General features: G+C 60.8%; 21 protein-coding genes. 18 read left to right on the top strand and 3 right to left on the bottom strand.

Annotation, left to right across the window (positions count from 1 at the left end; genetic code table 11):
• Positions 1 to 12 precede the first annotated feature (12 nt).
• From panB to DENOEST_RS03770, 11 genes are all read left to right on the top strand, one after another.
• Positions 13 to 828, top strand: a complete 816-nt coding sequence (panB, locus tag DENOEST_RS03820) for a 3-methyl-2-oxobutanoate hydroxymethyltransferase (RefSeq protein ID WP_145771775.1) — start codon at positions 13 to 15, stop codon at positions 826 to 828.
• A 9-nt stretch (positions 829 to 837) separates the two neighbouring features.
• Positions 838 to 1,665, top strand: a complete 828-nt coding sequence (gene panC / locus DENOEST_RS03815; RefSeq protein WP_145771774.1) for a pantoate--beta-alanine ligase — start codon at positions 838 to 840, stop codon at positions 1,663 to 1,665.
• Positions 1,666 to 1,779: 114 nt separating this feature from the next.
• Positions 1,780 to 2,163 carry an aspartate 1-decarboxylase gene (panD, locus tag DENOEST_RS03810; RefSeq protein ID WP_145771773.1) on the top strand — a complete coding sequence of 128 codons (384 nt, stop codon included), beginning with the start codon at positions 1,780 to 1,782 and terminating at the stop codon, positions 2,161 to 2,163.
• Between the two features lie 282 nt (positions 2,164 to 2,445).
• Positions 2,446 to 3,702: an MFS transporter gene (locus tag DENOEST_RS03805; protein WP_145771772.1), complete on the top strand. Its 1,257-nt coding sequence runs from the start codon at positions 2,446 to 2,448 to the stop codon at positions 3,700 to 3,702.
• A gap of 31 nt (positions 3,703 to 3,733) precedes the next feature.
• Positions 3,734 to 5,386 (top strand): MFS transporter, encoded by a 1,653-nt coding sequence (locus DENOEST_RS03800; protein ID WP_145771771.1) that lies wholly within the window; start codon positions 3,734 to 3,736, stop codon positions 5,384 to 5,386.
• A 54-nt stretch (positions 5,387 to 5,440) separates the two neighbouring features.
• Positions 5,441 to 9,196 (top strand): nitrate reductase subunit alpha, encoded by a 3,756-nt coding sequence (locus DENOEST_RS03795; RefSeq protein ID WP_145771770.1) that lies wholly within the window; start codon positions 5,441 to 5,443, stop codon positions 9,194 to 9,196.
• Positions 9,197 to 9,227: 31 nt separating this feature from the next.
• Entirely contained in the window at positions 9,228 to 10,778 is a 1,551-nt protein-coding gene (narH, locus tag DENOEST_RS03790; RefSeq protein ID WP_145771769.1) for a nitrate reductase subunit beta, read from the top strand.
• A 10-nt stretch (positions 10,779 to 10,788) separates the two neighbouring features.
• Positions 10,789 to 11,343, top strand: coding sequence for a nitrate reductase molybdenum cofactor assembly chaperone (gene narJ / locus DENOEST_RS03785; RefSeq protein ID WP_145771768.1), 555 nt, complete (start codon positions 10,789 to 10,791; stop codon positions 11,341 to 11,343).
• A gap of 24 nt (positions 11,344 to 11,367) precedes the next feature.
• Positions 11,368 to 12,057, top strand: a complete 690-nt coding sequence (gene narI / locus DENOEST_RS03780) for a respiratory nitrate reductase subunit gamma (RefSeq protein WP_145771767.1) — start codon at positions 11,368 to 11,370, stop codon at positions 12,055 to 12,057.
• Between the two features lie 49 nt (positions 12,058 to 12,106).
• Positions 12,107 to 14,050: an ATP-binding protein gene (locus tag DENOEST_RS03775; protein WP_145771766.1), complete on the top strand. Its 1,944-nt coding sequence runs from the start codon at positions 12,107 to 12,109 to the stop codon at positions 14,048 to 14,050.
• Between the two features lie 152 nt (positions 14,051 to 14,202).
• Positions 14,203 to 14,889 (top strand): response regulator, encoded by a 687-nt coding sequence (locus DENOEST_RS03770; RefSeq protein ID WP_145771765.1) that lies wholly within the window; start codon positions 14,203 to 14,205, stop codon positions 14,887 to 14,889.
• Positions 14,890 to 14,894: 5 nt separating this feature from the next.
• Here DENOEST_RS03770 and DENOEST_RS03765 read toward each other — a convergent pair whose 3' ends face one another.
• The 3 genes from DENOEST_RS03765 to hemN all read right to left on the bottom strand — a co-directional run bounded on the left by DENOEST_RS03765 (position 14,895) and on the right by hemN (position 19,252).
• Positions 14,895 to 17,081: a heavy metal translocating P-type ATPase gene (locus DENOEST_RS03765; protein WP_145771764.1), complete on the bottom strand. Its 2,187-nt coding sequence runs from the start codon at positions 17,079 to 17,081 to the stop codon at positions 14,895 to 14,897.
• 14 nt (positions 17,082 to 17,095) lie between these two features.
• Positions 17,096 to 17,800, bottom strand: a complete 705-nt coding sequence (locus DENOEST_RS03760; RefSeq protein WP_145771763.1) for a sulfite exporter TauE/SafE family protein — start codon at positions 17,798 to 17,800, stop codon at positions 17,096 to 17,098.
• 63 nt (positions 17,801 to 17,863) lie between these two features.
• A complete protein-coding gene (gene hemN / locus DENOEST_RS03755) occupies positions 17,864 to 19,252 on the bottom strand; it encodes an oxygen-independent coproporphyrinogen III oxidase (protein ID WP_145771762.1) in 1,389 nt (462 codons plus the stop codon).
• A 77-nt stretch (positions 19,253 to 19,329) separates the two neighbouring features.
• Here hemN and fnr point away from each other — a divergent pair, with 77 nt between their 5' ends.
• From fnr to DENOEST_RS03720, 7 genes are all read left to right on the top strand, one after another.
• Positions 19,330 to 20,085, top strand: a complete 756-nt coding sequence (fnr, locus tag DENOEST_RS03750) for a fumarate/nitrate reduction transcriptional regulator Fnr (protein ID WP_145771761.1) — start codon at positions 19,330 to 19,332, stop codon at positions 20,083 to 20,085.
• A gap of 477 nt (positions 20,086 to 20,562) precedes the next feature.
• On the top strand, positions 20,563 to 21,141 hold the full coding sequence (locus DENOEST_RS03745) for an energy transducer TonB (RefSeq protein WP_197970510.1): 579 nt from the start codon (positions 20,563 to 20,565) through the stop codon (positions 21,139 to 21,141).
• 69 nt (positions 21,142 to 21,210) lie between these two features.
• Positions 21,211 to 22,050 (top strand): MotA/TolQ/ExbB proton channel family protein, encoded by an 840-nt coding sequence (locus tag DENOEST_RS03740; RefSeq protein WP_183148198.1) that lies wholly within the window; start codon positions 21,211 to 21,213, stop codon positions 22,048 to 22,050.
• 8 nt (positions 22,051 to 22,058) lie between these two features.
• Entirely contained in the window at positions 22,059 to 22,484 is a 426-nt protein-coding gene (locus DENOEST_RS03735; RefSeq protein ID WP_197970509.1) for an ExbD/TolR family protein, read from the top strand.
• Positions 22,485 to 22,509: 25 nt separating this feature from the next.
• The gene (locus tag DENOEST_RS03730; RefSeq protein WP_145770062.1) at positions 22,510 to 22,935 is read left to right on the top strand and encodes an ExbD/TolR family protein; all 426 of its coding nucleotides are present in this window, start codon (positions 22,510 to 22,512) and stop codon (positions 22,933 to 22,935) included.
• Between the two features lie 200 nt (positions 22,936 to 23,135).
• Positions 23,136 to 24,356 carry a tetratricopeptide repeat protein gene (locus DENOEST_RS03725; protein WP_183148197.1) on the top strand — a complete coding sequence of 407 codons (1,221 nt, stop codon included), beginning with the start codon at positions 23,136 to 23,138 and terminating at the stop codon, positions 24,354 to 24,356.
• A gap of 58 nt (positions 24,357 to 24,414) precedes the next feature.
• Positions 24,415 to 25,197, top strand: a complete 783-nt coding sequence (locus DENOEST_RS03720) for an SDR family oxidoreductase (RefSeq protein WP_145770060.1) — start codon at positions 24,415 to 24,417, stop codon at positions 25,195 to 25,197.
• Positions 25,198 to 25,204: the final 7 nt, after the last annotated feature.

The raw sequence follows: 25,204 nt of genomic DNA, 5'->3' as shown, positions 1-25,204 counted from the left end.
CGGAGCACACTCATGACTTATCTCGCCAGCAACAAACCAGTGACCCTGCCGGAACTGTCCCGCATGAAGCGGGAAGGCGACAAGATCGCCATGCTCACCGGCTACGACGCCAGTTTCGCCGCCCTGGAGGACCGCTGCGGCGTGGATATGATCCTGGTGGGGGACTCCCTGGGCAACGTGATCCAGGGCAAGACCTCGACCCTGCCCGTGACCATGGCGCACATGGTGTATCACACCGAATGCGTCGCCCATCAGGCCTTGCGCCCCATGGTGGTCGGCGATCTTCCCTTCGGCGCCTACCACGAGTCCAAGGAGCAGGCCATCCGCAACGCGGGCATGCTGCTGGCCGCCGGTGCGGAGATGGTCAAACTCGAAGGCGGCGAAGTGATGGCGGAGACGGTGCACTTCATGGTCGAGCGGGGCGTGCCGGTCTGCGCCCATATCGGCCTGACGCCCCAGTCGGTGCACGCCCTGGGCGGCTACCGCGTCCAGGGGCGCGACGAAGCCGGCGCCGCGCGCATGAAGAACGATGCCCTGGCCCTGGAGCAGGCCGGAGCGGCGCTGATGGTGCTGGAGATGGTGCCCTCGGCGCTTGCCAAGGAAATCACCCAGTTGCTCACCGCCTGCGCCACCATCGGCATCGGCGCCGGCAAGGATTGCGACGGCCAGGTACTGGTGCTCCACGACATGCTGGGCGTATACCCGGGCAAGAAGGGCCGCTTCGTCAAGGATTTCATGGCCGAGGCCCAGAGCATCGAAGGCGCCGTCACGGCCTACGTGCAGGCCGTCAAGGACGGCAGCTTCCCCGGTCCCGAACACTGCTACTGAGTTTCCGCCATGCAAATCCATTCCACCATCGCCGGGCTACGCGGCACCCTGAAGACAGCCGGCCGGGTCGCCTTGGTGCCCACCATGGGCAACCTTCACGACGGCCACATCGCCCTGATGGACCAGGCCCGGAACCACGGCGACAGCGTGGTGGCCACCATCTTCGTCAACCGCCTGCAATTCCGCCCGGGGGAGGATTTCGAGAAGTACCCCCGTACCTTCGAGGCCGACTGTGCCCGCCTGGCGGCGGCCGGCGTGGACCACCTGTTCGCCCCCGATGAGGCCGAGATGTATCCCCAGCCCCAGGGTTATCACATCGATCCCCCTGCCGAGCAGGCCAATATCCTGGATGGCGAGTTCCGCCCCGGCCACTTCCGCGGCATGGCCACGGTGGTGATGAAACTGTTCCAGATCGCCCAGCCCCAGGTGGCCCTCTTCGGCAAGAAGGACTACCAGCAGTTGATGATCATCCGCAACATGGTGCGGGACCTGAACCTGCCCATCGAGATCGTCGGCGGCGAGACCATCCGGGCCGCCGATGGACTGGCTCTGTCCTCCCGCAACGGCTATTTGACCGAGGCGGAGCGCCGGGAAGCCCCCCGATTATTTGAACTACTAACTAAAGTAGTAGTCGAACTTCGCTCCGGAAATCGCGATCTCCCGCTGCTGGAGCGGGACGCCATGGATTTACTAAAAGCGAACAATTGGTTGCCGGACTATGTTGCAGTACGCAAAAAAATTGATTTACAATTGCCGGCCGCTCACGAATCCGGGTTGGTGGTGTTGGCTGCGGCGCGTCTAGGTAGCACGCGCCTCATCGACAACCTGGAAGTTTAGGACACCGCGATGCGCTCAGGCCGGCGGTGGACCAGCAGCGAAACGGGATGGGAATTCGTTCACGGACGGATTTCCTGATTATTGGTCGCATCCTTTGCCTGAGAAGGAACGAACATGCAACGCACCATGTTGAAGTCCAAGCTGCACCGCGTCACGGTGACCCAGTCCGAGCTGCATTACGAGGGTTCCTGCGCCATTGATGAAAACCTGCTGGATGCCGCCGACATCAAGGAATACCAGCAGATCGACATCTACAACGTCACCAACGGTGAGCGTTTCACCACCTATGCCATCCGCGCCGAGCGCGGTGCCGGCACCATCTCGGTCAACGGTGCTGCGGCCCGTCTGGCCGCTCCCGGCGACCTTCTGATCATCGCCACCTACGCCACCTACAACGAAATCGAGTTGCAGAAGTTCGAACCCGATCTCGTCTATGTGGACGCCAAGAATCGCATCATCAACCAGAAGCACAAGATTCCCGCCCAGGCTGCCGCCTGAGCTTAGGACGCACCGAGCTATTGCCCGGTTGCTCCCTGAAGGCCCGCCCCATGGCGGGCCTTTTTTGTTGACGCCGCGCCCACGGCGCCCCGCCCGAAAGAACTAGTTCTTTCGGCCAGTCAGGCCAATACCCCCCCCTGCTTCAGGAGAATGGTCGCGCCCTCGCCCCTCCCTTATGCTGCGCTCACGGTGGCAGAGGTCCGGCAGTGCTCGAAGATCCTCCCGCCACCCAAGAAAGAAGCTCCAGGCAGTCCATAAGAGCAAGTTTTTGGGAGATCGGCAATGGCATCACACAAGACCAAGCAGGTATCCGTTCTGACCATGAGCACACTGGCCTTCACCGTGTGTTTCATGGTCTGGATGATGTTCGCGGTAATCGGCATTCCGATCAAGGCCCTGCTGCAGCTCAATGAAACCCAGTTTGGCCTGCTCACGGCCATGCCGGTACTCACCGGCTCCCTGATCCGCCTGCCCCTGGGCATGCTGACTGATCGATTCGGCGGCCGCATCGTCTTCTTCGTGCTGATGGTCTCCGCCGTCATCCCCATCTACATGATTTCCCAGGCCACCCAGTACTGGCAGTTCCTGGTGGCCGGCCTCTTCGTCGGCGTAGCTGGTGGTTCCTTCTCCGTGGGCATCGCCTACTGCGCCCGCTGGTTCGAGAAAAAGAACCAGGGGTTCGCCATGGGCATCTTCGGGGCCGGCAACTCCGGCGCCGCTGTCACCAAGCTGGTGGCGCCGAGCATCGTGGTGGCCTATGGCTGGGACATGGTGCCCCAGATGTTCTCCATCGCCATGCTGGTGACCGCCCTGGCTTTCTGGTTCTTCACCTACGACGACCCAAAGCACAAGGTCAGTGCCACGGTCTCCATCAAGGAGCAACTGGCCGCCCTGAAGGACCCCAAGGTCTGGAAATACTGCCAGTACTACTCCATCGTCTTCGGCGGCTACGTAGGCCTGTCCCTGTGGATGACCAAGTACTACGTCACCGAATACGGCTTCGACCTGAAGTCAGCCGCCCTGCTGGCCGCCTGTTTTTCACTACCCGGCGGGGTATTGCGGGCCATGGGCGGCTGGATGTCCGACAAGTGGGGTGCCCACAAGGTGACCTGGTGGGTACTGTGGCTGTCCTGGATCTGCCTGTTCATTCTGTCCTACCCCCAGACCGAACTCACAATCAAGACAGTGAGCGGCCCCCAGACCTACCACCTCGGTCTCAATGTCTATACCTTCACCGCCCTGATGTTCACCATGGGCATCGCCTGGGCCATCGGCAAGGCCTCGGTGTTCAAGTACATCTCCGACGACTACCCGAAGAACATCGGGGTCATTTCCGGCATCGTCGGTCTGGCCGGCGGCCTAGGGGGCTTCCTGCTGCCCGTGATGTTCGGCGCCCTGGTGGACCTGACCGGCGTCCGCTCCAGTTGCTTCATGCTGATGTACGGCGTGGTCTGGGTCTCCCTGATCTGGATGTACTGGACCGAGGTCCGTGCCACCAGCATCCTGCACCGCCGCCACGCCATCGACGTCCTCGAATGAATCCCTCGCCCATCTCAACAAAGGAATGGTCATGACCTCCACCTCCCTACCCGCCCGCAGCAGCGTCGGCAGCAGTATTGATATCGACGACTGGCGCCCGGAAGACAATACATTCTGGGAATCCACCGGCAAGCGCATCGCCAACCGCAATCTCTGGATTTCCATTCCCAGCCTGCTCTGCGGCTTCGCTGTCTGGCTGATGTGGGGCATCATCACCGTGCAGATGCTCAACCTGGGCTTTCCCTTCGAGCCCAAGCAGCTGTTCACCCTGACCGCCATCGCCGGCCTTTCCGGCGCCACCCTGCGCATCCCGTCGTCCTTCATGATCCGCATCGCCGGGGGCCGCAACACGGTGTTCCTGACCACAGCCTTCCTGATGATCCCCGCCGTGCTCACCGGCATGGCGCTCCAGGACAAGAACACGCCCCTGATCGTGTTCCAGCTCTGTGCCCTGCTCTCCGGCTTCGGCGGCGGCAACTTCGCCTGTTCCATGTCCAACATCAGCAGCTTTTTCCCCAAGCGACTGCAGGGCACCGGACTGGGCCTCAATGCCGGCCTGGGCAATTTCGGCGTCACCACCATGCAAATCCTGATCCCCCTGGTGATGACCGCAGGACTCTTCGGCACCATGGGCGGCGAACCCATGACCCTGGTGAAGGACTCGGGCTGGATCCTGGGCAAGATCACGGCGGGCACCCCCACCTTCATCCAGAACGCCGGCTTCGTCTGGCTGCTGCTGCTGGTACCCTTGGCCTTCCTGGGGTTCTTCGGCATGAACAACCTGAAGAGCGTCTCCCCCAACATTGGCTCCACCCTGGGCGCCTTCGTCAAGGTGACCTGGCTCTACCTGCTGGGCCTGGTGGTTTCCGCTGTCGGCCTCTACCTCTACCTGCCCAAGCCCTTCGGCCTGGGGACCCTGAACATGTGGCTGGCCATGCCCCTGATCATCGTCGCCATGCTGCTGGTGATGAAGCTCTCGGCCTTCGGTGACATGCGGGCCAACCTGGAAAAGCAGTTCAAGATATTCAACAACAAGCACACCTGGTCCATGACGGCGTTGTACATGGTCACCTTCGGCTCCTTCATCGGTTTCTCAATGGCGCTGCCCCTGGCGATCACCGTCATCTTCGGCTTCCAGCACGTTCTGGACCCGGCTACCGGCGCATGGAGCCATGCCCTGAAGAACCCCAGCGCCCCCTCGGCCCTGACCTACGCCTGGATCGGTCCCTTTGTCGGCGCCCTGATCCGTCCCGTAGGGGGCTGGGTTTCGGACAAGGTAGGCGGCGCCATCGTTACCCAGGTGATTTCCATCGCCATGGTGATCGCTTCCGTAGCCACCGGCTACGTCATGCTCCAGGCCTACCACTCCCAGACCCCGGAACAGTACTTCTTCCTTTTCATGGCGCTGTTCATCGTCCTCTTCGCCGCCAGCGGCATCGGCAACGGCTCCACCTTCCGCTCCGTGGGCGTGATCTTTGATCGCGACCAGGCCGGCCCGGTGCTGGGCTGGACCTCCGCCGTGGCTGCCTACGGTTCCTTCATCGCCCCGGTGGTGATCGGCGATCAGATCAAGGCCGGCACCCCCGAATACGCCATGTATGGCTTCGCGATCTTCTATGCGGTCTGCGTCGTCATCAACTGGTGGTTCTACCTGCGCAAGAACGCCTACATCCAAAACCCCTGATACGAATCAAGCATCAATCCGGCGGGCGCAAGTCCGCCCTGACAGGAGATAAAAATGAGTCACCTACTCGATCGACTGAAATTTTTCGACAAGATCAAGGATACCTTTGCCGGCGATCATGGCATCGTCACCAACGAAGACCGCAAATGGGAGGATGCCTACCGCAACCGCTGGCGTCATGACAAGGTGGTTCGTTCCACCCACGGCGTGAACTGCACCGGTGGCTGTTCCTGGAAGATCTTCGTCAAGAACGGCCTGGTGTCCTTCGAGATGCAGCAGACCGACTACCCGCGCACCCGGGAGGACCTGCCCAACCACGAGCCCCGGGGCTGCCAGCGCGGCGCCTCCTTCTCCTGGTATCTCTACAGCCCCCACCGCATCAAGTACCCCCTGATCCGGGGCCGGCTGCTGGACCTCTATCGCGCCGAGCGCAAGTCGGGCAAGGACCCGGTGGAAGCCTGGGAAGCCATTCAGTCCGACTCCAAGAAACGTGACAAGTACGTGCGCGTCCGGGGCCTGGGCGGTTTCATCCGCACCGACTGGGACGAGGTGAACGAAATCATCGCCGCCGCCAACGTCTACACCATCAAGAAGTGGGGCCCGGACCGGATCTACGGTTTTTCGCCGATCCCCGCCATGTCCATGATTTCCTACGCCGCGGGATCCCGCTACCTGTCCCTGATTGGTGGCGCCTGCGGCTCTTTTTATGACTGGTACTGCGATCTGCCCGCCGCCTCTCCCCAGACCTGGGGCGAGCAGACCGACGTGCCCGAGGCCGCCGACTGGTACAACTCCACCTACCTGATCATCACCGGCGCCAACCTGCCGATGACCCGGACCCCCGACGCCCACTTCGCCACCGAGGTGCGCTACAAGGGCACCAAGGTCGTCTCCATGGCCCCGGACTATGCGGAATACGTGAAGTTCGCCGACCTCTGGATGCCGGTCAAGCAGGGCACCGACTCCGCCGCCTTCCTGGCCATGGCCCATGTGGCCCTGAAGGAGTTCTATATCGAGAAGCAGGACCCCTACTTCCAGGAATACGCCCGCAAGTACACCGACCTGCCGATGCAGGTGATGTTGCGCAAGTTCGGCGAGGGCTATGTCACAGACCGCAACCTGCGGGCCTCGGACTTCGACGGCGCCATGGGCCAGACCAACAATCCCGAGTGGAAGACCGTGGTCTATGACGCCAAGAGCAAGAGCTACGTGGCGCCCAACGGTTCCATCGGCTTCCGCTGGGGTGAAGAGGGCAAATGGAACCTGCTGGAAAAGGCGGGTATCGACCAGACCGGCATTGAGGCCGAACTCTCCTGCATCGACTCCCGGGACGACGTGGTGTCGGTGGGATTCCCCCACTTCACCCCGGGCGAGAAGGAACTGCTCTACCGCAACGTGCCGGCACGCAAGCTGAAGCTGGCCTCTGGCGAGGAAGTTCTCGTCGCCAGTGTATTCGACCTGCAAGTCGCCAACTACGGCATCGACCGGGGCCTGGGCGGCGGCAATGTAGCCTCCACCTACGACGACGCCAACGTGGCCTACACCCCGGCCTGGGCCGCCAAGGTCACCGGCGTCAAGGCTGCCGATCTGGAGCGCACCGGCCGCGAGTTCGCCGACAACGCATCGAAGACCAAGGGCAAGTCCATGGTCATCATGGGCGCCGCCATCAACCACTGGTACCACAACGACCTGGCCTACCGGGCCATCATGAACCTGCTGCACATGTGCGGCTGCGTGGGTCAGTCCGGCGGCGGCTGGGCTCATTACGTGGGTCAGGAAAAACTGCGGCCCCAGGCCGGCTGGGCGCCCATCGCCTTCGCCCTGGACTGGCAGCGTCCGCCCCGGCACCAGAACTCCACGTCCTACTGGTATTTCCACACCGACCAGTGGCGTTACGAGACCCTGATCGCCGATGGCCTGCTTTCCCCCGCCGGCAAGAACCGCAACAAGGGCCTGACCCTGGCCGACTACAACGTCAAGGCCACCCGCATGGGCTGGCTGCCCTCGGCCCCCCACTTCAACCGCAACCCCCTGGAACTGGTAGCCTCCGCAGAGAAGTCTGGCGCCACAGACGAGGCCGGCGTGGCCAAGTACGTGGTGGATCAGTTGAAGTCCGGTGATCTGGACGTGGCTTACGCCGACCCGGACAACCCGGTGAACTGGCCCCGCAACCTCTTCGTCTGGCGCGCCAACCTGATCGGCACCTCGGCCAAGGGCCACGAGTACTTCCTCAAGCACCTGCTGGGGGCCCAGAACGGCGTGATGCAGGAAGGCGGCGCCGGCAACCAGTGCAAGGAAGTGAAATGGCATGAGGAAGGCCCGACGGGCAAGCTGGACCTGATGGTGGATATCAACTTCCGCCTCAACTCCACCGGCGCCTATTCGGACATCATCCTGCCCACGGCCACCTGGTACGAGAAGAACGACCTCAACACCACGGACATGCACCCCTTCATCCATCCCCTGGGCGAAGCGGTCACCCCGGGCTGGGAATCCAAGTCCGACTGGCAGATCTTCAAGACCCTGGCCAAGACCTTCTCCGGCCTGGCCGCCAAGCACCTGGGCGTCAGGAAGGATCTGGTCGCCCTGCCCATGCAGCACGACTCCGCCATGGAACTGGCCCAGCCCTTCGGCGAGGTCAAGGACTGGAAGCTGGGCGAGTGCGAGCCCATCCCTGGCAAGACCATGCCCATCCTCAAGGTGATCGAGCGGGACTACGGCAGCACCTACAACAAGTACATCGCTCTCGGCCCCCTGATGGTGAAGCTGGGCAACAACGTCAAGGGCATCGACTGGAACACCGAGGCCGAGTACGAAGAGTTGAAGAAGTGCAACTACACGGTCAAGGATGAAGGCGTCTCCAAGGGTATGCCCTCCCTGGAGGAAGACATCTACGTCTGCGACGCCATCATGCGCATGGCGCCGGAAACCAACGGCGAGGTGGCCCACAAGTCCTGGAGCGCCCTGTCCAAGAAGACCGGCATCGACCATCACCATCTCTACGCCGGCCGTCACGAGGACAAGATCACCTTCCGCGATATCGTCGCCCAACCGCGCAAGATCATCACCGCGCCCACCTGGTCCGGCATCGAATCGGAGAAAGTGTCCTACACCGCCGGTTACACCAACATCCATGAGCACATCCCGTTCCGGACCCTGACCGGCCGGGCTCACTTCTACCAGGATCACGAGTGGTTCCTGGACTTCGGCGAGGGTTTCTGCACCTTCAAGCCGCCGGTGGATATGAATGCCCACGAGATCGTGCCCGCCAACGTGAAGAAGAAGCCCCATCTGGTGCTGAGCTGGATCACCCCCCACTCCAAGTGGGGCATCCACTCCTCCTACCAGGACAACCTGCGCATGCTCAACCTGTTCCGGGGCGGCCCCTATGTCTGGCTGTCGGAAGAAGAGGCTGCGGGTATCGGCATCCGCGACAACGACTGGGTCGAGGTGATCAACGCCAATGGCGCCACCGTGGTCCGTGCCGTGGTCTCCCAGCGGGTACCCCGGGGCATGGCGATCATGTACCACGCCCAGGAAAAGAACGTGAACATGCCCGGCTCCAACTCCACCGGCAAGCGCGGCGGCATCCTCAACTCCCTGACCCGGGTGGTGGTCAAGCCCACCAACATGGTCGGTGGCTACGCCCAGCTTTCCTATGCGTTCAATTACTACGGGACCGTGGGTTGCAACCGGGATGAGGTGGTGGTCATCCACAAGATCGAGGACCAGGACATCGACTGGCTGGAACGTCCGCTGACGCCCGAGCGTGAAGCCGCCCAGAACCCCCCGGGCATCGGCAAGCGCTGATCAGGTCGATAAGGATATTTAGGAGATTGCTATGAAAATCCGCGCACAATTTGCAATGGTGTTCAACCTCGACAAGTGCATCGGCTGCCACACCTGTTCCGTGACGTGCAAGAACGTCTGGACCAACCGCAAGGGGGTGGAGTACGCCTGGTTCAACAACGTCGAATCCAAGCCCGGCATCGGTTATCCCAAGGAATGGGAGAACCAGGAGAAGTGGAAGGGTGGTTGGGAAAAGATCAACGGCAAACTGGAGCTCAAGGCCGGCGGGCGGGTGAAGAAGATGATCCAGATCTTCGCCAACCCCAACCTGCCCCAGATCGACGACTACTACGAGCCTTTCAGCTACAACTACGCCCGCTTGCAGAATGCCCCCCTGTCGGAGGCGACCCCCACGGCCCGTCCGGTTTCCCAGATCACCGGTGAACAGATGGACAAGGTCACCTGGGGTCCCAACTGGGAAGACGATCTGGCCGGTGAATTCGCCTCCCGTTCCCGGGACGCGAACTTCAAGGACATGCAGAAGGAGATGTACAAGCAGTTCGAGAACACCTTCCACATGTACCTGCCGCGAATCTGCAACCACTGCATCAACCCGGCCTGCGTCGCCTCCTGCCCCTCCGGCGCCATGTACAAGCGCGAGGAAGACGGGATCGTGCTGGCCGACCAGGACCGCTGCCGGGGCTGGCGCATGTGCATCTCGGGCTGCCCCTACAAGAAGGTCTTCTTCAACTGGGAATCCTCCAAGGCGGAGAAGTGCATCGGCTGCTATCCCCGGGTGGAGTCCGGCCTGCCGACCGTGTGCTCCGAGTCCTGCGTGGGCCGCATCCGCTACAACGGCATCATTCTCTACGATGCCGACAAGCTGCTGGATGCCGCCAGCGAGGACAGCTCCCAGGATCTCTACCAGGCCCACCTGGACCTGTTCGTGGACCCCTACGACCCGGCCATCATCGAGCAAGCCAAGAAGGACGGCATCAGCGAGGACTGGATCATTGCTGCCCAGAAGTCGCCCATCTACAAGATGGCGGTGCAATGGAAGATCGCCTTCCCGCTACATCCGGAGTTCCGCACCCTGCCGATGATCTGGTATGTGCCGCCCCTGTCGCCGGTGCAGTCCCAGATCGACCAGAAGAATCTGCCCACCGAAGCCGATGGCGTGATTCCCAAGGCATCGGCCATGCGCCTGCCGGTGCAGTATCTGGCCAACCTGCTGACTGCCGGCAAGGAGCAGCCCATTGTCGATGCCCTCAGCCGGCTGATTGCGATGCGTTCCTACCAACGCTCGATCCATGTGGAAGGCAAGGCCGATACCCGGGCCCTGGAGACCGTGGGCATGAGCGAGGACATGGCCAAGGAAATGTACCGCTACCTGGCCATTGCCAACTACGAGGACCGCTTCGTCATCCCCACCTCCCACGAGGAGATTCGGCTTGACGATTACTACGGCTTCCAGGGCCAGAACGGCTTCACCTTCGGCAATGATTCCTCCGCCGGGGTCTCGCCCAATTCCCTGTTCCCGGAGCGCCGCAAGGACACCGTGGAATCCCGTGAGCCGGCGCCCCTGGCAGATCCCCGCGACTAAGGAGAGCACCATGCAAATCTTCAAACTGATTTCCCTGTTGCTCAACTATCCGGCCGACGCGGATCTCGCCGCCCTGGAACAGGCAGTCTGGGCGGAAGGCTCGGGCTTGGCCCGTACCCTGGTAGCACGACTGGACAGCGGCAATCGGCTGAGTGACGAGGAAACAAAAACGGTGGCGAACTTCATCAACCACCTGCTGGTTTCCGAGCCCACCCAGTTGCGCGCCGACTATGTCCAGACCTTCGACATGACGCCGGAGCACAGCCTGCATCTGACTCACCACATCTTCGGGGAGGAAAAGACCCGGGGACCGGCGCTGATCGATCTGGGCGAAATCTACCGCAGCTACGGCCTTGCCCACGACCCCAAGGAACTACCGGACTTTCTGCCCCTGATCCTGGAGTTCGTCTCCGGCCTGGAGGAGGAAGAAGGCCGGGTGTTCCTGGCCGACATGGGCAAGGTGCTCGGGGTGCTGGCCACCAATCTTGAACAAGCCGCGAGTCCCTACGCATCCCTGATCCGGATCGTCGAGAAACACGGATCCCTGGCTCGGCTTGCCGCCTGAGACCCTGGTTAGGAGAAACCAATCATGAACCTGCACAAGTTTTTCTTCGGCATCTATCCCTACATCGTGCTGACCGTATTCCTGGTGGGCAGCTGGATCCGCTACGACCATGAGCAGTACACCTGGAAGACGGACTCCTCGATGCTGCTGTCCAAGGCCTATACATTGCTGGCCAACAACCTGTTCCACATCGGCATCCTGTCCATCTTCCTCGGCCACTTCGCCGGCATGGTTCTGCCCCACGCCCTGTGGTCGGGCCTCGGCGTCAGCGATCTCCAGCACCAGTGGATCGCCATCGTTGCCGGGTCGGTATTCGGCCTGATGTGTCTGATCGGCGGCGGCATTCTGGCCCTGCGTCGCCTGTTCAACCGCCGGGTCCGCGCCGCCTCCCGCTTCATGGACATCTTTGTGCTGTTCTGGCTGCTGGCAACGCTGCTGCTGGGTCTGTCTACCATTCCCACCTCCATCGGCCATGCCAATCACGGCGACCCCGCCATGATGCTGCTGCTGACCGCCTGGGTGCAGAGCGTACTGACCCTGAATGCCCAGCCGGAATTGCTGGAATCGGTGGATACGGTGTATCGGATACACTTGGTGTTCGGCATGACCGTGTTCCTGATTTTCCCGGTCTCCCGCCTGGTGCACATCTGGACCGCGCCCTTTAATTACCTGGGCCGCGCCTACCAGATCGTCCGTACCAAGCGCAGTCTCTAACCTCTCCGGGGCCACACCCGGAAGGCGTGGCCTCATCCCGGGACTGAATATGATGATGGCGAATAAATTAAGTCTATCGACCAAGATTTTCGGCATCCTCGGGATTTTTTTCCTGATCGCACTGGTGGGAATCGGCCTCACCCTTCACGTCTCCTGGCGCTTGGAGGGTGTCGCCGCTGCCATCAACGACATGGGCAGCCAGCGCATGCGCACTCAGCGTCTGGCCTACCTACTGTCAGCCATCGATCAGCGTCTGCCCGCCGTCACCGAGGTGGAAGCCGCCACCGAGATCGAACGCCTGGAACGGGTGCAAAAAGCCCTGGAGGCCGGAGATTCGAATCGCCCAATGTTCCTGCCCGAACAACTGGGCATCCACCATGCTGCCGTAGACCTCCATGATCGTTGGCGCAGCCAGGTCCGCCCCCTGGTAAGGGAATTCCTGACCATCAAGGACACCAGCCGGCGCCATGCCATCGTCCAGGAATATGCCCTGCGGGCCGAATCTTTCATCAGGGAAATCAACCAGCTTATCGATCTGATGGAGCGCAATTATTCCGACAGCACCAACCTGCTGCGGGCTTATCAGATCATGCTGGTGCTGCTGGCCATCGTTGGTACCTGTATATTGATCGCCTATTCCTTTACGCTCATCGTCAGGCCGATGCGGGAGCTCCAGGAAGGCATCCGACGCATGACGGCCGAGGATTTTTCCGTTCGTCTCCAGGTAAACTCCAATGATGAGTTCGGGCAACTGGCCGAGGGCTTCAATCTGATGGCTAATCACTTGCAGGATCTCTATCAGACACTGGAAGAGCGGGTTGAAAGCAAGACCCAGAGTCTGGCGGAAAAGAACCAGGAGCTATCGACCCTCTACGAGATCACGGCTTTCCTCAATGAGCCCATGTCCACCGAGGCTCTCTGCAACGGTTTCCTGCATCGAACCATGCGGGCCATCGCCGCCGATGGCGGCACCCTCAGGCTCTATGCCGAGAAGGACCAGGAGCTCTACCTCCTCGCCCATGAGGGAGTCTCCAGCGAATTCATCCAGCAGGAGGCTACTTTGCAATGCGGCGAATGCATCTGCGGGGAAGCCGTCACCATCGACGGCAGTATCGAGGCGACCATCGGCGAGGCGTCCGCCAGGCAGCCCCTGACCAATTGCAAGCAGGAAGGCATTCAGACAGTGGCGGCCTTTTCCATCGTCTACGACCGACGGGTCATCGGCGTCTATACCCTGATGTTCCGCACCCTTCGGTCCTTGGCGCCCTCCGAGCGCCATCTGCTCGAAACCCTGGGCCAGAACCTGGCCGTGGCCGTGGAGAACCAGCGTCTCCAGGCCAGTGAAAAGGAACTGGCAGTGGCCGGGGAGCGCAACCTGTTGGCCCAGGAACTGCATGATTCCATTGCTCAGGGCCTGGCTTTCCTCAATATCCAGATCCAGTTGATGGACGAGTCCTTACGGCAGGGCAAGCAGGAAGAAGCCCAGGAAGCCCTGGAACGGATTCGTGAAGGCGTACAGGAGAGTTACGACGATGTACGGGAACTGCTGGTGCATTTTCGCACTCGTGTGGAGCACGAGGGCCTGGAAAGTGCCATCACCAAGGCCCTGAAGAAACTGGAGGCCCAGAGCGGTATCGCCACCAGCCTGGTGATCAGCGGCAAGGGCCTGTCCCTGCCCCACGACGAGGAGTCCCAGGCCCTGCACATCATCCAGGAAGCCCTGTCCAATGCCCGCAAGCATTCGGGCGCGAAAAAACTGTGGGTCCGCCTGGAACGTCAGCCGGAAAAACTCACCGTCATCATTCAGGATGATGGCCAAGGCTTCTCGCCGGAAGGCGAGACCGACACCTTGACGGAACATCAGCATGTGGGCCTGAAAATCATGCAGGAACGTGCCCAGCGCATCGGTGGCACCTGCCAAGTGCATTCGGCCCCGGGCCAGGGCACCACGGTGACTCTCAGCCTGCCGCCCATCACCGCCAGGCCCACCTGACGCGCATGGTCGCCAGCACCACCCCCGAGGATGAAAATACGCCAAAATAACGCCGCCCATCCCCACCCCGGGGCGGGGCTACCCATCGGCTCACTGCGCTCGACAGTCACACTCGGCTCCGTTGATGCTTTTTCACGCTAAATCGAGAAACCATGCATCCCATTCGTGTCCTGATCGTCGACGACCACACGCTTTTTCGCAGCGGATTGAAATCCCTGCTCCAGCGCCACGAGGAATTCGAAGTCATCGGCGAGGCGGGAGACGGCCTGGAGGGAGTCAAGCGGGCCAAGACCCTCAAGCCCGAAGTGGTGCTGCTGGACCTGCACATGCCGGGTATGTCGGGCCTGGAGGCAGTACGCATCATCAGCGAGGACGTGCCGGAAGCACGGGTGCTGATGCTCACCGTGTCCGAGGACGAGGAAGATTTGTTGCAGACCCTGCGGGCCGGGGCTTCCGGCTATTTACTCAAGAACGTGGAAACCGAATTTCTGGTGGATGCCATTCGTCGCGCCGCCGAGGGTGAATCGGTGGTGGCTCAGCAGATGATGAGCAAGCTGATCCACGGCGTGCGCCAGTCCATCAAGACCCGGGAACAGGGATCCCCCTCAGAACCCATTGGCAAACCGGATAGCGAACGCCTCTCCCCCCGGGAAAAGGAGATTCTGGGCTGTCTGGCGCGGGGGGAAAGCAACAAGGAAATCGCCCGGCTCCTGGACGTGGCCGAAAGCACGGTCAAGATCCATGTGCAAAGCATCCTGCGCAAGCTCAATCTGACCAGCCGAGTACAGGCAGCAGTGTATGCCGTGGAGCACGGCATCGTCCCCGCCGAAAACAACTGAAGCGCTCAGCTCTTGCCGGGGCGCCAGCGCCGCAGCAGCAGGGAATTGCTGACCACCGAGACGGAACTCATGGCCATTGCAGCCCCGGCGATCACCGGGTTGAGCAGGCCCAGTGCCGCCAGGGGCAATCCCAGAATGTTGTAGATGAAAGCGAAGAACAGGTTCTGGCGGATCTTCGCCAGGGTCGCCCGGGACAGCACAATGGCATCCACCACGCTGTTCAGGTCGTTCCGCATCAGGGTCACGTCGGCCGCCTCCAGGGCCACATCCGAGCCAGCGCCCATGGCGAAGCTGACATCGGCGCTGGCCAGGGCCGGCGCATCATTGATGCCGTCTCCCACCATACCGACGACAGCGTCCGCTTCCTTGAGCCGGTCCACAGCCGCCGCCTTGTCTCCCGGCAGGATTCCGGCCTGATAGTGGGCTATCCCCGCCTGGCGGGCGACGGCTGCCGCCGTGGCGGCATTGTCGCCGGTCAGCATCACCACCTCCAGGCCCAGGGAATTAAGACGCTCAACGGCCCGGGATGAACCTGAGCGCAGGGGATCGGCGATACCGATCAGGCCAATGGCGATTCCCGCCCGGACCACCACCACGACCGAACATCCCGTCATCGACAGGGCCGCCACCTGAGCTTCGTCCACGGCGATACCCTGTTCCACCAGCCAGGCCGGGGAGCCGGCCATCAGTGGCATACCTTCCACTTCGCCGCGCAGACCCCGTCCTGGCAGATTCTCCACCTGAGCCGGCATGGCAAAAACCAGACCCGCCTGCTTCCCATGGGCAACGATAGCACTGGCCAGCGGATGACTGGATGCCTGTTCCAGACTGGCGCCAAGGGTGAGCACTTGATCGGCGCTCAGCTCGGTAAAGGGCAAAACTTCGGTTACTGCCGGCTGGCCCTGGGTCAGGGTACCGGTCTTGTCCACCGCCAGGGTCTTAAGGCGGCCAGCCAGTTCCAGGGCTTCCGCATTGCGAATCAGGATGCCGGCCTGGGCGCCCAGGCCGGTTCCCACCATGATGGCGGTGGGCGTTGCCAGCCCCAGGGCACAGGGGCAGGCAATCACCAGCACCGCCACCGCGTTGATCAGGGCGGCGGAAAAATCACCGGCGCCCAGCCACCAGCCAAGGAAGGTGACCAGAGCGATCAAGCAGACCACGGGTACGAAGATACCCGCGACCCTGTCGGCCAGACGCTGGATGGGTGCCTTGGAGCCCTGGGCTGCTTCCACCAGACGGATGATGCCGGCCAGCAGGGTCTGTGCCCCGACACCGGTAGCCCGGCAACGCAGCAAGCCGGCACCATTGACCGTGGCCGCATAGACTCGATCCCCCGCTCCCTTGGCAACGGGATGGCTCTCCCCGGTCAGCATGGCCTCGTCCAGGTGGGAATCACCCTCCAGCACCTCGCCATCCACCGGCACCCTGTCCCCGGGACGCACCAGGAAGATGTCGCCGGGAATCATCTGAGTAACCGGGGTTTCCACCCACTGCCCACCCCGCTCCACCTGAGCGGTCTGGGGCTGGAGTTTGATCAGGGCCTCGATGGCCGAGGAACTTCGCGCCTTGGCCCGGGCCTCCAGAATCTTGCCCAGCAGCACCAGGGTAATGATGACTGCGGATGCCTCGAAATAGACATGCTGATGATCCAGACCGGCCAGGGTGACCACCGCGCTGTAGACCCAGGCCATGGAGGTACCCAGAGCCACCAGCACATCCATGTTGCCGCCCCCGCCCCGCAGTGCATGATAGGCCCCCAGATAAAAGCGGCCACCGATCCAGAACTGCACCGGCGTGGCCAGCAGCAGTTGTAGCCAGCGGGGCAGCCAGTCCCCATGGTCGGCGCCCGCAGCAAACATGAAAAACATCTGGGCCACCAGGGGCAGGGTCAGTAAGGCGGAAATCCAGAAACGCCGCAGCTCTTCACGGTAGAGGGCGAGTCGCCGCGTCTTCTCGTCTTCCCTACTGTTCGCATCGGACAGGCTGGCGTGATAACGCCCAAGGCTTTCCACAGCGGCGATCAGGTCCGCCAGAGCCACCAGCTCCGGCCGGTAGCGGACGTGGGCCTTTTCACTGGCGAAATTGACCACGGCCTCGACCCCTGGCAGGTCATTCAGCGTCTTTTCCACCCGGGCCGCACAGTTGGCGCAGGTCATGCCGGTCAGGGCCAGTTCCAGGGTAGCGGTTTGCATGGACAGCTCCTGTTTCACACGTGGCAGACGATGCCCTGCCACAGCCGCCCCCCCAAGGTCGAGGCATTGAGCAGGCCGTAGGCGCCAAAGGCCAGCACCAGCATCCCCGAACCCATCCGTACCCGGCGCGATTGCGCGAGGCGGCGGAACCGGGCCAGCAGCAACCCCGCCAACAGCAGGTTGGGCAGGGTGCCCAGGCCGAATATCAGCATGATGGCCGCCCCCCGCGGGGATGAGCCCGAGAGCAGGGCTGCGGTCAATACGCTATAGACCAGGCCGCAGGGCAGCCAGCCCCAGAGCAGGCCCAAGGGATAGGCCTGGGCGACGGAACGCGCCGGCAGGAAGCGGCGAGTCAGAGGTTGCAGGTGACGCCACAGATGCTGACCGGCCCGCTCGGTGAAGGACAGCGCCGCCGTCAATCCGGTGAGGTAAAGTCCCATGGCAATCAACATCAGATTGGCCACCACGTAGAGAGCCATCTGGACCGGCAGCAGGTCATTCATCAACAGGCCGATACTGCCGATGGCGCCCATGATCGCCCCCGCCACCCCATAACTGGTGATCCGCCCCAGGTTGTAGGCCAGGTGCAAGGACCAGGCCGGACGCTGGCCAGGAAGCTGGATCGTCAGGGCGGAAACGATGCCGCCACACATGCCGGCACAATGGGCACCGCCCATGAGGCCGATCAGGAGGACGGCGATATAACCTGTATCAGGCACGGCGAGGTCTCATCCGAGTAGGAGCAGCGAGCATAGCAGGAGCCATACCGCCGCCGACAGAACTCAGATAACCTTGGAGTACCGGGTTTTTTCGCGCCCCGACCGCAGGTAGCGATCGAACACCATGGCGATGTTGCGCGCCAGCATGCGCCCCTTGGGCAGCACCGTGATCCATTGGTCGCTGATTTCGAGCAGTTCGGCCTGCTCCATCTCCCGCAGATCGGCGAGTTCGTCGGCGAAATAGGACTTGAAGTCGATCAGGTGGGCGATCTCAATGGATTCGATGGGTATCTGGAACTGACACATCAGGGCCTGGATGATGGAACGGCGCAGCAGATCATCCGCCGTCAGCTCGATGCCACGCATCACGGGCAGCACACCCCGATCCAGGCTGTCGTAGTACTCGTCCAAGGTTCGCACATTCTGGCAGTAGGTCGGGCCGACCTTGCCGATGGCGGAAACCCCGAAGGCCAAAAGGTCGGCCTCAGCGTGGGTCGAGTAGCCCTGAAAGTTGCGATGCAAGCGGCCACCACGCTGGGCTACTGCCAGTTCATCCTCGGGCTTGGCGAAGTGGTCCATGCCGATGAAGACGTAACCCGCCTCGGTCAGGCGGCGGATCGCCAGTTGCAAGATCTGTAACTTGGCGTCCGGCGAAGGCAGATCCGACTCTTGTATCCGCCGCTGGGGTTTCATCAATCCGGGCAGGTGCGCGTAGTTGTAGATGGACAGACGATCCGGCGAGAGTTTGAGCACTTCATCCAAAGTATGGTTGAAGCTGATCACGTTTTGCTTGGGCAGACCATAGATCAGGTCCATCGAAATCGAGTGGAAACCGAATTCCCGAGCCGAGTCCATGACCAGACGGGTCTCGTCCAGGGACTGGATACGATTGACCGCCTTCTGCACTGCCGGCTCGAAATCCTGTACCCCGATACTCATGCGATTAAAGCCCAGTTCTGCCAGCAGCTTAACCGTCTCCCGATCCACCTTGCGAGGATCGACCTCAATCGAATACTCACCGTTGGGCAATAGATGGAAATGACTACGGATCAACTCCATCAGCCGGGTCATTTCCTCATTGGAGAGAAAGGTGGGTGTCCCACCACCCCAATGAAGTTGCACCACATCCCGCCCGCCCTCAAGGGCCTCGGCCTGCATCGCCAACTCACGCCCCAGGTACTTGATGTACTTGGCAGAACGACCATGATCCTTGGTTATGATCTTGTTGCAGGCGCAGTAATAACAGATGGTATTGCAGAAGGGAAGGTGAACGTATAATGACAAAGGTCGGCAGGCGCCCTCCACCGTTCTGCGCCCAAGCCAGGATTTGTAGCTGTCCGCGTTGAATGCCTCGACGAATCGGTCGGCGGTAGGATAGGACGTGTAACGGGGGCCGTTTACATCAAACCGCTTGATAAGTTGCGGGTCAAAAATGAATTCTTGGAATTGCATGGTCAGAGTCCGACGAATGATGCAGGATGCCGTGAAATGCTGATAATCGTATTGACGCAAATCAATTCCTGATTGCCATGCCTTCCAGCATACCAGCAAGAACCACTCCTTCCGATCTACTACACCTCGGTACCGTCTGCTCCCAGTGCAATCTGAGGGAGTTATGCCTGCCGGTCGAATTATCGGAAATCGAGATAACACGCCTTGACGCATTGATCGAGACACGTCGAAAAATCAAGCGGGGGCAATACCTGTATAGAGCTGGGGCGCCTTTCGCGATGATATATGCGGTCAAAACCGGCTTTTTCAAGAATGATGCGCTCCTGGAGGACGGCAGATATCAGGTGACCGGATTCCAGATGGCCGGCGAGTTGATCGGTCTGGATGGCATCGGTAGTGGGATCCATACATGCAACTCCATCGCCCTAGAAGATAGCGAGGTCTGCGCCGTCCCCTTTACCCAACTGGAACAGCTCACTAGTGAAATTCCGACGTTGCAAAGGCATCTGCATCGGATCATGAGCCGGGAAATCGTGCGGGATCATGGGGTAATGCTGCTACTGGGCACCATGCGCGCCGAGGAGCGTCTGGCGGCGTTCCTGCTTAATCTGTCCCAGCGATTTCTGGCCCGTGGGTACTCCCCCCTGGACTTTCATCTGCGCATGACTAGGGAGGAGATTGGCTCCTATCTGGGGCTCAAGCTTGAAACTGTCAGTCGCACATTCTCCCACTTCCAGGAGTTGGGAATAATCAGCGTCCAGCATAAACACGTCACCATCACTGACGTTGGTCGCATCCGGGCCATGTTGACTAGACAGGCCGGACATCCATGATTGGGCCTCGGCGATTAATCCCTCCACCACGAGTTGCCTGGATGATCATCCCCGTCCAAAAATGAGACCCAATCGGCCGGATATGATCCACTGCCAGCTAGTATAGCCGTTAGACTTTGCCCGATGACCTCGAAGGCATGTTCGTTGCCATGAGTCAGCCCAAAGGTCCAGATAGACTACCGGACCAACGTGGGCAGATTCAGCGCAGAACATGCCCACGTCGGTTGTGACTGCACCCTAATGGTTAGACGATAGGCGATAACAAACAAGCTGTTCCACTATATAATCGCCAACGATGTTGGTAGTCGGATATCTAGCGTCAAGTCTCAGAATTGACGCCAGTCAAGGCGCAGCCCGGGTGCTGAGAAATGCATCAGGGAACACAAGACGCTGCACTCAGACCACAAACAAGCGCCAGAAAAAATTTTCCGAGGAGAAGGGATGTATTTTCAGCCCCAGAAAAACGCGTCAAGAAGGATGACGAGCATCGGTCTGGTGGTATTGCTTCACATGGGTGTTGGATATGCGTTGGTCACTGGCCTGCACCGGGCGGTGGTTGATGTGATCCGGGATCCCTTTGACGTGAACGTCATTGACGATCCGAAGAAGCCGCCACCGGACAAGCCGCCGCCCCCACCGCCGAAGAACGCTCCCCCGCCGCCACCGCCGCCGGAAGTGCCGATGCCTGAAGTGGCATTGCCGCCGGCCACCGTGTCCACGGGACCGACCATCACCGTAGCGCAACCCAAGACGGAAGCGCCGCCGGCTCCGGCTGTGCATGTGCCGCCGGTGGTCAGCGCCAGTTCCTGTACCAAGCCTGATTACCCGGCCGCTTCCAAGCGACTGGAGGAGGAAGGCACGGTGGTGCTGAACTTCCTGATTGGCCTGGATGGTCGTGTCATTCAAGGCAAGGTTGACGGATCAAGCGGTTTCGATCGCCTGGACAAGGCCGCGCTGGATGCATTGGGGCGCTGCCAGTTCAAGCCAGGCACCACGGATGGCAAGCCCGAGCAGGCCTGGGCAAAAATGAAATACACCTTCAGGCTCCAGAACTAGCGGCGCCCATCAGATAGCTTCGTTCATCACATCAAGTAGTTTGTTAATTCAGTCGGAGGAGACGTGTCCATGACTAACCGGTTTACTGCATTCATCGCGGCCGTGCTGATCGCCAGCACAGCCACTGTTCCCCTGTTGATGTCCACGGCCCATGCCGAGGAGACACCCGCAGCCACCACCCCGGCCGCTGCTGCCGAACCGGCCGCACCCGCCGCCGTGACGGAAAAGGCCACCGTGGATAACCCCTATGGCCTGGAAGCCCTCTGGATGCAGGGTGACTTCGTGGCCAAGACCGTGCTGATCACCCTGGTCATCATGTCCATGGGGACCTGGTACATTGGCATCGCCAAGTACATTGAGCAGGCCAAGCTGCTGAAGCAGGGCAAGGCCGCCAACGAAGCCTTCTGGCGGGCCGGTTCGGTCCAGTCGGGTCTCAGTGAAATGGCCGATGACTCCGCGTTCCGCTTCATTGCGGAAAACGGCGTCAAGGCGGCGACGCACCACGAAGGCACCATGGTCGAACAGATCGACCTCAACGAATGGGTAACGATGTCGATCCAGCGCGCCGTGGAAGGCGTGGCCAACCGCATGCAGGGTGGCCTGGCCTTCCTGGCCACCGTCGGCTCCACCGCCCCCTTCGTCGGCCTGTTCGGTACCGTCTGGGGCATCTATCACGCCCTGACCGCCATCGGTATCGCCGGCCAGGCCTCCATCGACAAGGTGGCTGGCCCCGTGGGTGAAGCGCTGATCATGACCGCCATCGGCCTGGCCGTCGCCGTGCCCGCCGTGCTCGGCTACAACTGGCTGGTGCGCCGCAACAAGATCGGCATGGACATGGTCAAGGCCTTTGGCGCCGACCTGCACATGGTGCTGATCAGCGGCGGCAACAAGACCAAGAAGGGTGCCTGACAATGTCCATGAACGTCGGTCCCGCGGAGGGGAGTGACGAAGACGAGGTGGTGTCGGCAATCAACACCACCCCGTTGGTGGATGTGATGCTGGTGCTGCTGATCATCTTCCTGATCACCATTCCGGTGGTGACCCAGTCCATTCAGGTGCAACTGCCGAACGAACGCAATATCGCGACGCAGACCAAGCCGGAGAATGTGGTGATTGCCGTCGACCGCAATGCCAACATCTACTGGAACACCTCCCCGGTGAATACCACCGAGTTGCTGACCCGGCTGAAGGAAGTGGCGGTCCAGGTACCGCAGCCGGAGGTGCACATCCGTGGCGACCAGTTTGGTGACTACGAAGGGGTGGGCAAGGTGGTGGTGGCCTGTCAGCGAGCCGGCATCGTGAAGATTGGCTTCATTACCGAGCCGGTCAATCAGGGCGGCTGATGCGCCCCGAAAGGAATTTGCAGACATGGGAATGAACGTAGGCTCCAGTAGCGGGAAGGACCTGGATGTGGTGGTGGATATCAACACCACCCCGCTGATCGACGTGATGCTGGTGCTCCTCATCATGCTGATCATCACCATCCCGATCCAGACCCACGCGGTGAAGATCAACATGCCGGTGAATACGCCGCCGAAGGTGGACAAGCCGCCGATCATCGTCAAGCTGAACGTGGATGCGGATGGAACCATCCACTGGAACGACACGGTGATCCCGGATCGCTCGACCCTGGAGGTAACCTTCCGCCAGATGCTCACCGAACCGGAAATCCCCGAGATCCACCTCCGGCCCGATCGCGCCGCCCAGTACAAGGTCGTCGCCATGATCATGGCCACCGCCCAGCGTCTCGGCGTCACCAAGATCGGTATCGTCGGCGGCGAACAGTTCATGTAGTCACGACATCGCTGCTTTGGATGTCACCAGCGGCCCGTCGGCGTCTTCTGCGCCGCCGGGCCGTTCTACCTTGGCGTGGAATAACGCGACCACGGTTTGGAAAGTGCTTGTAGGCCAGGCGGAAACGAAACCTTTATTGTCCGCCAACGTTTATGCTCTTTATGCACTCGCTTTTTTCACTGATTAACAGGACTCACGAAATGAAAATTTCCCGTCTCCTTCAAGTACTCCTGGTCTGCGCCACCCTGGGATTGAGCATCCCAAGTCATAGTGCCGATACCCTGCGCCCTGAAATTCAGAAACCCCTCCTTGCCGCTCAAGAACTGATCAAAACGCAAAAATACGAGGAAGCTCTGAGCAAGCTCAAGGAAGCGGAGGCCATCCCGGAGCCAAATGATTTCGAAAGTTTTTTGCTGGCGCAATTACGTGGAGTTGCCGCCAGTGGTGTGGGGGACTACCCAATCGCGGCCAGGTCCTTCGAAACAGTTCTGAATTCAGGACGTGTAGCTCCAGCAGAGCGGGGAAAATTCATCCAACAGACAGCGATTCTTCATTACAAGGCACAGAATTTTCCCGCTTCCGCCAAATGGTTTGATACCTATTTCAAAGAAGGCGGTACCGACCAGGATATGCATACCATTCACGGGCAAGCCCTTTTTCTGGCGGGAGACTATCCCGCCAGTGCCCAAAAAATTCTCACTGTGATTGCTGCTGACGAATCTGCAGGTAAGACACCGGCGGAAACTCAACTCAACATCCTGGCCAACTGCTATCTGAAGCAAAAGGATTTCCCCGGCTACGCCAACGCTCTGGAAAAACTGGTTGTTTACTACCCAACCAAGGAGCGCTGGGCCGACCTGATCAATCAAATTGCCAGCAAGCCCAACTTCACCAGCAGCCTCGGGCTGGATGCCGGTCGGCTACGCCTGGCTACCGGCAATGTGCGGGGGCCCGGTGACTACATGAATCTGGCCCAGTCAGCGCTGGACTATTTCCCAGCCGAGGCCCGCAAGATCATCGAAGAGGGCTTTGCCCAGAATGTTCTGGGCACGGGCACCGACGCCAAGAGCCACTTGGCCCTGCGCGACAAGGCTACCAAGGCCACAGCCGCCGATCAGAAGACACTTGCCACGGATGAAAAGAAGGCAGCGAAGGCCAAGGACGGCACCATTCTCGTCAATGTCGGCTTCAATTATGTCACCCACGGCAATACGGAGAAGGGAATTGCCATGATGGAACAGGGCCTGCAAATGGGTGGCGTGAAGTCCCCAGATCACGCCAGGCTCCACCTCGGCATCGCCTATCTTCAGGCCAACCAGAAGGACAAGGCCATCGCGACCTTTAGCACCGTACAAGGCACCGATGGCAGCGGCGATCTGGCGCGGCTATGGATACATCACGCCAAGCAAGCCCTGAAATGAACTATTTCATGCCGCTGGCGCCCCATTGCGCCTGGCGGCGCAACCCCAACAATTGAACATGACCGATACATTCGACTATCGCGGCAAGGTGGTGCTCGTCACCGGCGGCACCAAGGGCATTGGCCGAACCTTTGCGGAAAGTTTTCTCAAGGCCGGTGCCACCGTGGTGATATGTGGCCGAAATGCGCCGGAAACACTCCCCTGCCACGACAACAACAACGCTGAATTTCTTTCCCTCGACGTCCGTGACGTCGATGCCGTCAACGACCTTTTTGCGAAAATCGTGGAACGCCATGGGCGGTTAGACGTGGTCGTCAACAATGCGGGTGGCGCCCCGCCCACCGACGCCGCTACGGCCTCGCCCCGTTTCCATGAAAGCATCATCCGCCTCAATCTGATCGCCCCCCTGCATATTGCACAAAAAGCCAATACGATCATGCAGCAACAGGACAGCGGCGGCGTCATCGTCTTCATCGGCAGCATTGCTGCCCATCGCCCCTCCCCCGGAGTGGCGGCCTACAGTGCCGCCAAGGCCGGCATCGTGCATCTGGTGAAGACACTGGCATTCGAATGGGCCCCAAAAGTCCGGACGGTCTCCATCAGCCCGGGACTGGTACGCACCGAGGAAACAGATCGTCTTTACAGCGGTGACGAAGCGGGTGTCGCGGCGGTCAATGCCACGATCCCCATGGGGCGCATGGCCAATCCGGAAGACATCGCCAATGCCTGCCTGTTTGTCGCTTCCCCTCTGGCCCAATATGTCAGCGGAGTGGATCTGCTGATTCACGGTGGCGGCGAGAAGCCAGCCTTTCTGGAAGCATGGGGAGCGGAAAAAGGCTGACCCACAC

Origin of the sequence: Denitratisoma oestradiolicum (assembly GCF_902813185.1) — a bacterium.
In the GTDB taxonomy this organism is placed as follows: domain Bacteria; phylum Pseudomonadota; class Gammaproteobacteria; order Burkholderiales; family Rhodocyclaceae; genus Denitratisoma; species Denitratisoma oestradiolicum.
This window is presented reverse-complemented; position numbering and strand designations above follow the sequence as displayed.

What these genes read in the sequence shown, in the direction of transcription:
- DENOEST_RS03800 (WP_145771771.1), top strand. Translation starts at nt 3,734, where the DNA reads ATGACCTCCACCTCCCTACCCGCCCGCAGCAGCGTCGGCAGCAGTATT.
- DENOEST_RS03795 (WP_145771770.1), top strand. Translation starts at nt 5,441, where the DNA reads ATGAGTCACCTACTCGATCGACTGAAATTTTTCGACAAGATCAAGGAT.
- DENOEST_RS03720 (WP_145770060.1), top strand. Translation starts at nt 24,415, where the DNA reads ATGACCGATACATTCGACTATCGCGGCAAGGTGGTGCTCGTCACCGGC.
- panB (WP_145771775.1), top strand. Translation starts at nt 13, where the DNA reads ATGACTTATCTCGCCAGCAACAAACCAGTGACCCTGCCGGAACTGTCC.
- DENOEST_RS03770 (WP_145771765.1), top strand. Translation starts at nt 14,203, where the DNA reads ATGCATCCCATTCGTGTCCTGATCGTCGACGACCACACGCTTTTTCGC.
- DENOEST_RS03735 (WP_197970509.1), top strand. Translation starts at nt 22,059, where the DNA reads ATGAACGTCGGTCCCGCGGAGGGGAGTGACGAAGACGAGGTGGTGTCG.
- narI (WP_145771767.1), top strand. Translation starts at nt 11,368, where the DNA reads ATGAACCTGCACAAGTTTTTCTTCGGCATCTATCCCTACATCGTGCTG.
- narJ (WP_145771768.1), top strand. Translation starts at nt 10,789, where the DNA reads ATGCAAATCTTCAAACTGATTTCCCTGTTGCTCAACTATCCGGCCGAC.
- DENOEST_RS03730 (WP_145770062.1), top strand. Translation starts at nt 22,510, where the DNA reads ATGGGAATGAACGTAGGCTCCAGTAGCGGGAAGGACCTGGATGTGGTG.
- fnr (WP_145771761.1), top strand. Translation starts at nt 19,330, where the DNA reads ATGCCTTCCAGCATACCAGCAAGAACCACTCCTTCCGATCTACTACAC.
- DENOEST_RS03725 (WP_183148197.1), top strand. Translation starts at nt 23,136, where the DNA reads ATGAAAATTTCCCGTCTCCTTCAAGTACTCCTGGTCTGCGCCACCCTG.
- DENOEST_RS03740 (WP_183148198.1), top strand. Translation starts at nt 21,211, where the DNA reads ATGACTAACCGGTTTACTGCATTCATCGCGGCCGTGCTGATCGCCAGC.
- hemN (WP_145771762.1), bottom strand. Translation starts at nt 19,252, where the DNA reads ATGCAATTCCAAGAATTCATTTTTGACCCGCAACTTATCAAGCGGTTT.
- DENOEST_RS03775 (WP_145771766.1), top strand. Translation starts at nt 12,107, where the DNA reads ATGATGATGGCGAATAAATTAAGTCTATCGACCAAGATTTTCGGCATC.
- narH (WP_145771769.1), top strand. Translation starts at nt 9,228, where the DNA reads ATGAAAATCCGCGCACAATTTGCAATGGTGTTCAACCTCGACAAGTGC.
- DENOEST_RS03765 (WP_145771764.1), bottom strand. Translation starts at nt 17,081, where the DNA reads ATGCAAACCGCTACCCTGGAACTGGCCCTGACCGGCATGACCTGCGCC.
- panC (WP_145771774.1), top strand. Translation starts at nt 838, where the DNA reads ATGCAAATCCATTCCACCATCGCCGGGCTACGCGGCACCCTGAAGACA.
- DENOEST_RS03745 (WP_197970510.1), top strand. Translation starts at nt 20,563, where the DNA reads ATGACGAGCATCGGTCTGGTGGTATTGCTTCACATGGGTGTTGGATAT.
- DENOEST_RS03805 (WP_145771772.1), top strand. Translation starts at nt 2,446, where the DNA reads ATGGCATCACACAAGACCAAGCAGGTATCCGTTCTGACCATGAGCACA.
- panD (WP_145771773.1), top strand. Translation starts at nt 1,780, where the DNA reads ATGCAACGCACCATGTTGAAGTCCAAGCTGCACCGCGTCACGGTGACC.